The sequence below is a fragment of the Rhizobacter sp. Root1238 genome (assembly GCF_001425825.1).
In the GTDB taxonomy this organism is placed as follows: domain Bacteria; phylum Pseudomonadota; class Gammaproteobacteria; order Burkholderiales; family Burkholderiaceae_C; genus Rhizobacter.
Genome location: NZ_LMDM01000011.1, coordinates 88,653 through 95,039, shown reverse-complemented (window position 1 = coordinate 95,039; position 6,387 = coordinate 88,653). Strand labels below are relative to the sequence as shown.

Sequence of the window (6,387 nt, the reverse complement as noted above, 5' to 3'; positions counted from 1 at the left end):
CATCAGGCTATTAATAAAGCCAGCCCCCGTCTCCTCCCAAGGTGACGGGGGTTTCGCTTTGGGGGAACCGGTTTTGCGGGATGCAAATTCCGGGGATGTGAATGCACCTCGGCGGGAACCGGACCGACGGGCTCAGGACACCCTCGACGCCTGACTCGCTGCACTGACATTGTCCGCAGGGACGGTATACGCACCAGAGGCACCATCGCTTCCAAGCAATACCCGCATTGTCGCGGTCCAAGTCATGCCCTAAGGTCCCGCGTTCCATGAACTTCTCGAGGACGCGTCATGACCATCTCCCGCCACTGGATCGCGCCGGTTTGCCTGGCCGGCATCGCCGGCCTGGCTGCATGCGCCGGGACGCCTGCCAGCAAGAACCCGATGAGCTTCTTCGTGACCAGTGCGAACCCGGGCAAGGGTGCCGATCTCGGTGGACTGGCGGGCGCTGACCAGTACTGCAAGGCCCTCGCGAGCGCCGTCGGTGCCGGCGACAGGAACTGGCGCGCCTACCTCAGCACGGACAGCGTCGGCGGCGCCACGCCGGTCAATGCCCGAGACCGCATCGGACGTGGTCCGTGGCAGAACGTGAGGGGTGTTGTCGTGGCGACCGACGTCGAACAGCTCCACGGTGCCAACAACCTCACCAAGCAGACTGCCCTCACCGAAAAGGGCGAGGTGATCAACGGCCGTGGCGACACGCCGAATCTGCACGACATGCTGACCGGCTCGACGCCGGACGGCCGCATCGCCACCGGCGACAAGAACCTGACCTGCGGCAACTGGACGCAAAGCGGCGAAGGCTCGGCAATCGTCGGCCACCACGATCGCACCGGGCTCGACGAGCAAGCGCCGGCGAAGTCGTGGAATGCGTCGCACCCGTCGCGCGGCTGCAGCCCGGAGGCGCTGAAGGCCACCGGTGGCGCCGGCCTGTTCTACTGCTTCGCCGCCGACTGAAGATGACCGCTGCGGCGCGGCGACGCAAGTGCCGGGCTCACCCCGTCGCATCTCGCTTGCAGCGCTGCCGCAGCGCCAACCACCCGGCAACGCCCAGCGTCTCCATCGTGCGCATGTTGGTCTCGTAGATGCTGTCGGGATGCGGGAAGCTGTCGACCGCGCGCGTGATGCTGTCCTCGCGCAGCAGGTGCAGCGTCGGCCAGGGCGAGCGGTTGGTGGCATTCGTGATGTCGTCGGCCTCGGGGCCGCCGAACTGGAAATCCGGATGGAAGGCCGCGACCTGCAGCACGCCTTCGAGCCCCATCTCGTCGACCGCGGCCTCGGCAACACCGAGGAAGTCATTGAAGTCGCCGAAGTCGCCGAGCACGCCGGGGTGGATCAGCAGCGTCGTTTCGACCTCGGCCGCGGGCGTGTCGACCAGGCGCTGCATCTCGTCGCACAGCGTCGCGAGCAGCGCTTCATCGTCGGCCGCATCGCTGACCACATACCGGATCTGGTTCTTGACCTGTGCCGCCTTTGCGAACGGGCACAGGTTCAGCCCGACGACGGCCAGCTCGACCCACGCGCGGGTTTCGGCCGTCACGGCCGCTGCATCGATGTCCATCCGCGGATTGTCGCCGGTGCCGGCGACGGTCCTGGCACACTGCGCGCCTTGCCCGATGGAATCCACGCCGGCGCCGGTCACCGGCCAACCGCATGGAAGTCCGCACGGAACCAGCCCCGCACCAAGCGACCCATCCCCCGATGACCCCGCCACTCAAGTACCTGACCGGCTATGCCGAGCCGCTGCAAGCCCAGGTGCGCGAGCTGCTCGATGCCGGCACGCTGGGCGAGCGCCTGTCGTCGCGCTACGCCGACCTTCACGAGGTCCGCACCGATGGCGCGCTCTACGACTACACGATGGCGCTGAAGAACCGCTACATGCGCAGCTCGCCGCCGCTCAGCAAGGTGGTGTTCGACAACAAGCTGCAGGTCGTCGAGCAGGCGCTCGGCCTGAACACGATGACCTCCCGCGTGCAGGGCAGCCAGTTGAAGGCCAAGCGCGAGATCCGCATCGCCGGCGTGTTCCGCACGACGCCGGCCGATTTCCTGAAGATGATCGTGGTGCACGAGCTCGCCCACCTGAAGGAGCGCGCGCACGACAAGGCCTTCTACCAGCTGTGCACGCACATGGAACCCGACTACCACCAGCTCGAGTTCGACCTGCGCGTCTACCTCACCTGGCGCGAGGCGGAGGCATCGCGCGCGCGCTGAGCCGCACGGCGCTTACCAGTCTTCCTTGACGGCCAGCGCCATCTGCCGCCCCGCCGCGCTGCGGGCCGACAACCAAGCCGTCAGCGTGCCCGCGACGATCACCGCGGTGCACAAGGCCGCGAGCCGACCCCAGGGCAGCAGCAGGTCCATCGTCCAGTGGAAGCTCTGCGGATTGACGACCTTCACCAGCACCACGCTGACCGCGAGGCCGAGCATCAGCCCGAGCAGCGCGCCGGCGGCCGTCCACACCGCGCCTTCGATCGACACCACCGCCAGCACCTGGCGGCGCGTCAGCCCCAGGTGGGCCAGCAGCCCGAATTCCTTGCGCCGCGCCAGCACCTGGGCCGAGAAGCTGGCCGCGATGCCGAACAGCCCGATCGCGATCGCGACCGCCTGCAGCCAGTAGGTGACCGCAAAGCTGCGGTCGAAGATGCGCAGCGACAGCGCGCGGATCTCGCCCGGCGATGCGAACTCCAGCAAGCGGCCATCGAGCCCGCTCGCCTGCGCCGCGGCCCGCAACGCCGCCTGCACCGCGCCGGCATCGGCGCCCGGCGCCAGCCACAGCGCCATGTCGTTGACCTGCGTGTCGCCGGTCAGCTGCTGGTAGTCGGCCGATGTCAGCGTGACGGCGCCATGCTGGCGTGCATAGTCGCGCCACACGCCGCGCACGAAAAGTCGCGCGCGCTGCCCGTTCGGCTGCGGCAGGTCGATGCGCGTGCCCGGTGCTGCGCCGTACAGGCTCACCATCGCCTCGCTGACGTAGGCAGCCCGCTCGCCCGCCGGCAGCGCCAGCAACTCGCCGACCAGCGGCAGTTCCTTCCCGGGTTGCGACAACGGGCGTGCGATCAGCACGACCCCCGGCCGCTGCGGATCCAGCTGGACCACCGACACCCGTTGCGATTCGACGCGCAGCACGCCGCCGATCACCGCCGCGCGCTGCAGCAGCTGCGGCGGCAGCGTCACCACGTCGTTGCCGCCGGCGTTGGTCGCCGCGCGCAGGTAAAGATCGGCCGGCAGCACGGTGTCGAGCCACTGCGTGACGGCATCGCGGAAGCTCGCGACCATCACCGTCAGCGCGACCGCCAGGCTCAGGCTCGCGACCACGCCCGCCACCGCGATCGTCGCGGTGTTGCGCTGGTGGCGTGCGCGCTCGATGGCCAGCAGCGCCAGCGGCCGGGCCGACGGCTTCAGCAGCGACAGCAGCGCCGCGACGCCCACCGGCACGCAGGCGATGCCGCCCAGCAGCAGGCAGGCGACCGAGAGATACGCGGCGAGCGGGATCTCGGCAACCGGCGGCAGCAGCGCGAGCCCGACCCCTGCGACGAGCAGCACCGGCCCCGGCCAGCGCGCCGCACGGCCTTGCTGCGTGCCCAGCCCCTTCAGTGCCAGCGCGGGCGCCAGTTGCTGTGCCGCCCGCGCCGGCAGCCAGCCGCCGACCAGCGCGGCGGCGACGCCCAGCCCGCCATACGCGACGGCCGCGAGCGCACTGAACTGCAGCTGCGGTGCCACGCCGGGAAAGTAGCCGCCGCCCAGGTCGCCGGCCAGCAGCCGCAGCGCCAACGCGGCAAGCCCGGTGCCCAGCGCCAGTCCGAGCAGGCTGCCGACCAGCCCCAGCAGCGCCGACTCCGCCAGCACCAGCTGCAGCCGCTCGCGGCCGCCCAGCCCGAGCACGCCGAGCAGCGCCAGCTGCGGCTGCCGCTTCGCGACCGACAGCGACAGGATCGAGAACACCAGGAACGCACCGGTGAACAGCGCGACCAGTGCCAGCACCGTCAGGTTCACGCGGTAGGCGCGCGACACGTTCGACACGCGCTGCGCCGCCTCGTCCGGCGATGCCGCGCGCACGCCCTCGGGCAACGCCAGCGCACGCAGCACGGCCGCGCGGTCGGCGCCGGGTGCGAGCCGCACGTCGATGCGGCTGAGCCGGCCGCTCCAGCCGAAGGTGGATTGCGCGCCGGCGATGTCCATCACCGCGAGCGCCGGCCCGTTCGCGCCGATGCTGCCGCGCACCTGCAGCTCGACGCTGCCGGCCGTCGTCTGCAGCCGCACCCGGCGCGGGTGCCCGAGTTGAAGCTGCGCCTGCGCGTTCAGGAAGATCGAGTCGGCCGCCAGCACCGCGAAGCGATCGTGATCCTCCGCGGCATCGCCGGCGGCGCTCGCCGGCGCCGCGGGCCGCGGCATCAAGGCCGGCGACAGCGGCCCGGCCACCAGCGCATCGACGCCGACCACATGCAGCGGCACGCGCTGCCCCTGCGCGTCGAACGCATAGGTGTCGAGCTCGACGATCGGGCTGGCGATGGCCACCTGCGGCTGCGCCGCGACGCGGCCGTACAGCCCTTCGTCGAAGCCGCCGCGCTGGCTGCGCAGCTCGAAATCCGGCTCGCCGTTGACCGCCCGCACCGCCGAGCTGAATTCGCCCAATGCCGACTGGTTGATCAGCTGCACCGAGAACGCCAGCGCCACCCCGAGCATCACTGCCAGCAGCGCGGCCAGGTTGCGCCACGGGTGGTGCCGCAGCTCGGGCCAGGACAGGTGGCGCAGCAGCGACAGCACGGTCAGGCCCCGATCATCGTGCTCGACGGTGCCGGGGCGCTCATGCCGGTCGGCGTCAGCGTCAGCACCCGGTCGGCGCGCGCGGCCGCGGTGCGTGAATGCGTCACCAGCACGCAGGCGGCGCCTTGCTCGCGCACCTGGGCCGACAGCAGGTCCATCACCCGCTCCGCGGTGGCCGGGTCGAGGTTGCCGGTCGGCTCGTCGGCCAGGATCAGCTGCGGCCGGTGCACCAGCGCGCGGGCGATCGCGACCCGCTGCAACTGCCCGCCGGACAAGGTCTGCGGCAGCCGCGGCCCGAGCCCGTCGAGGCCGACCGCCGTCAGCAGGGCCTCCACGCGCGCCTCGTCGGGCCGGTGCTGCAGCAGCAGCGGCAGCCCGACGTTCTGCGCGACGCTGAGGTGCGGCAGCACGTGGAAGGCCTGGAACACGAAGCCGAGGTGGGCGCGGCGGAACAGTGCCTGCTGCGTGTCGTCGAGCGCGGTGATCTCGGTGCCGGCGATCTGCACCGTGCCGGCGTCCACCGTGTCGAGGCCGGCCAGGCAGTTCAGGAAGCTCGATTTGCCGACGCCCGATTCGCCGAGCACCGCGACGAACTCGCCGGCCGCCAGCGCCAGGTCGACGCCGGCGAACACCGGCGTGTCGCCGTAGCGCTTCGCCAGCCCCCGCACCTCGAGCAGCGAGGTCATGCCACCAGCCGCAGCGCGCACTCGACCGCGCGCGCCAACGCGTCCGGCGCATCGCAGGCGATCACCTGCCGCTGCGGCATGCCGCGCAGCCAGGTGATCTGCCGCTTCGCGAGCTGGCGCGTCGCGGCGATGCCGCGTTCCGGCAGCTCGCTGAGGTCGTCCTCGACCAGCGCCTCCCAGGTCTGCCGGTAGCCGACGCAGCGCATCGACGGCATGTCGGCATCCAGGTCGCCACGCGCTTCGAGCCGGCGCACCTCGTCGACCAGGCCGTCTTCGAGCATCTGGTGGAAGCGGGCCTCGATGCGCTGGTGCAGCCACGCGCGATCGGCCGGCTCCAGCGAGATCAGCGGCGGCAGCTCGCGCGCCGGCTTCTCGGTGTGGAACGACGAGATCGGCTGGCCGCTGACGCGGTACACCTCCAGCGCGCGCTGGATGCGCTGCTGGTCGCCCGGCTGCAGCCGCTTCGCGGTGACCGGGTCGACGCGTTGCAACTCGCGGTACAGCGCATGCAGCCCGTCGCGCTCGCACTGCGCCTCGAGCGCGGCACGCACCGCGCGGTCGGCAGCCGGCATCGCATCCAGCCCTTCGAACAGCGCCTTGAAGTACAGCATCGTGCCGCCGACCAGCAGCGGCAACGCACCGCGCGCGCCGATCTCGGCGATCAAGCGCTCGGCATCGCCGACGAAGCGCGCGGCCGAGTAGGCCTCGCTCGGCTCGATGATGTCGATCAGGTGGTGCGGTACCGCGGCGCGCTCGGCGGCGCCGGGCTTCGCTGTCCCGATGTCCATGCCGCGGTAGACCAGCGCCGAGTCGACGCTGACGATCTCGACCGGCCTGCCGCGTTCGGCCAGGGCCTGCGCGATCGCGAGCGAGGCGGCGGTCTTGCCGGAAGCGGTGGGGCCGGCGAGGCAGAGGTAGTTCAGGGATGCGGTCATCGGAA

6 protein-coding genes are annotated in these 6,387 nt (G+C 71.2%); 2 read left to right on the top strand and 4 right to left on the bottom strand.

The features are described from left to right. Nucleotides 1-288 precede the first annotated feature (288 nt). Nucleotides 289-954, top strand: a complete 666-nt coding sequence (locus tag ASC98_RS10960; protein ID WP_056809378.1) for a hypothetical protein — start codon at nt 289-291, stop codon at nt 952-954. A gap of 37 nt (nt 955-991) precedes the next feature. Here ASC98_RS10960 and ASC98_RS10955 read toward each other — a convergent pair whose 3' ends face one another. Next, nucleotides 992-1,558: a DUF1415 domain-containing protein gene (locus tag ASC98_RS10955; protein WP_056819944.1), complete on the bottom strand. Its 567-nt coding sequence runs from the start codon at nt 1,556-1,558 to the stop codon at nt 992-994. A 140-nt stretch (nt 1,559-1,698) separates the two neighbouring features. Here ASC98_RS10955 and ASC98_RS10950 point away from each other — a divergent pair, with 140 nt between their 5' ends. After that, nucleotides 1,699-2,208 carry a M48 family metallopeptidase gene (locus ASC98_RS10950; RefSeq protein WP_056809376.1) on the top strand — a complete coding sequence of 170 codons (510 nt, stop codon included), beginning with the start codon at nt 1,699-1,701 and terminating at the stop codon, nt 2,206-2,208. Nucleotides 2,209-2,220: 12 nt separating this feature from the next. On the opposite strand, the gene ASC98_RS10945 is transcribed toward ASC98_RS10950, so the two are convergent. Genes ASC98_RS10945 through miaA form a run of 3 tightly spaced genes read right to left on the bottom strand, consistent with a single transcriptional unit; the run spans nt 2,221 to nt 6,382 of the window. Then, complete coding sequence (locus tag ASC98_RS10945; RefSeq protein WP_056809374.1) at nt 2,221-4,761, bottom strand: FtsX-like permease family protein; 2,541 nt, start codon at nt 4,759-4,761, stop codon at nt 2,221-2,223. Between the two features lie 2 nt (nt 4,762-4,763). Beyond that, complete coding sequence (locus ASC98_RS10940; protein ID WP_056809372.1) at nt 4,764-5,447, bottom strand: ABC transporter ATP-binding protein; 684 nt, start codon at nt 5,445-5,447, stop codon at nt 4,764-4,766. Continuing rightward, nucleotides 5,444-6,382 carry a tRNA (adenosine(37)-N6)-dimethylallyltransferase MiaA gene (miaA, locus tag ASC98_RS10935; protein WP_056809370.1) on the bottom strand — a complete coding sequence of 313 codons (939 nt, stop codon included), beginning with the start codon at nt 6,380-6,382 and terminating at the stop codon, nt 5,444-5,446. The genes ASC98_RS10940 and miaA overlap by 4 nt, the downstream gene beginning before the upstream one ends. Nucleotides 6,383-6,387: the final 5 nt, after the last annotated feature.

Bases quoted from the DNA above. Each gene is read 5' to 3' on its own strand.
- ASC98_RS10955 (WP_056819944.1), bottom strand. From the start codon at position 1,558: ATGGACATCGATGCAGCGGCCGTGACGGCCGAAACCCGCGCGTGGGTC.
- ASC98_RS10950 (WP_056809376.1), top strand. From the start codon at position 1,699: ATGACCCCGCCACTCAAGTACCTGACCGGCTATGCCGAGCCGCTGCAA.
- miaA (WP_056809370.1), bottom strand. From the start codon at position 6,382: ATGACCGCATCCCTGAACTACCTCTGCCTCGCCGGCCCCACCGCTTCC.
- ASC98_RS10940 (WP_056809372.1), bottom strand. From the start codon at position 5,447: ATGACCTCGCTGCTCGAGGTGCGGGGGCTGGCGAAGCGCTACGGCGAC.
- ASC98_RS10960 (WP_056809378.1), top strand. From the start codon at position 289: ATGACCATCTCCCGCCACTGGATCGCGCCGGTTTGCCTGGCCGGCATC.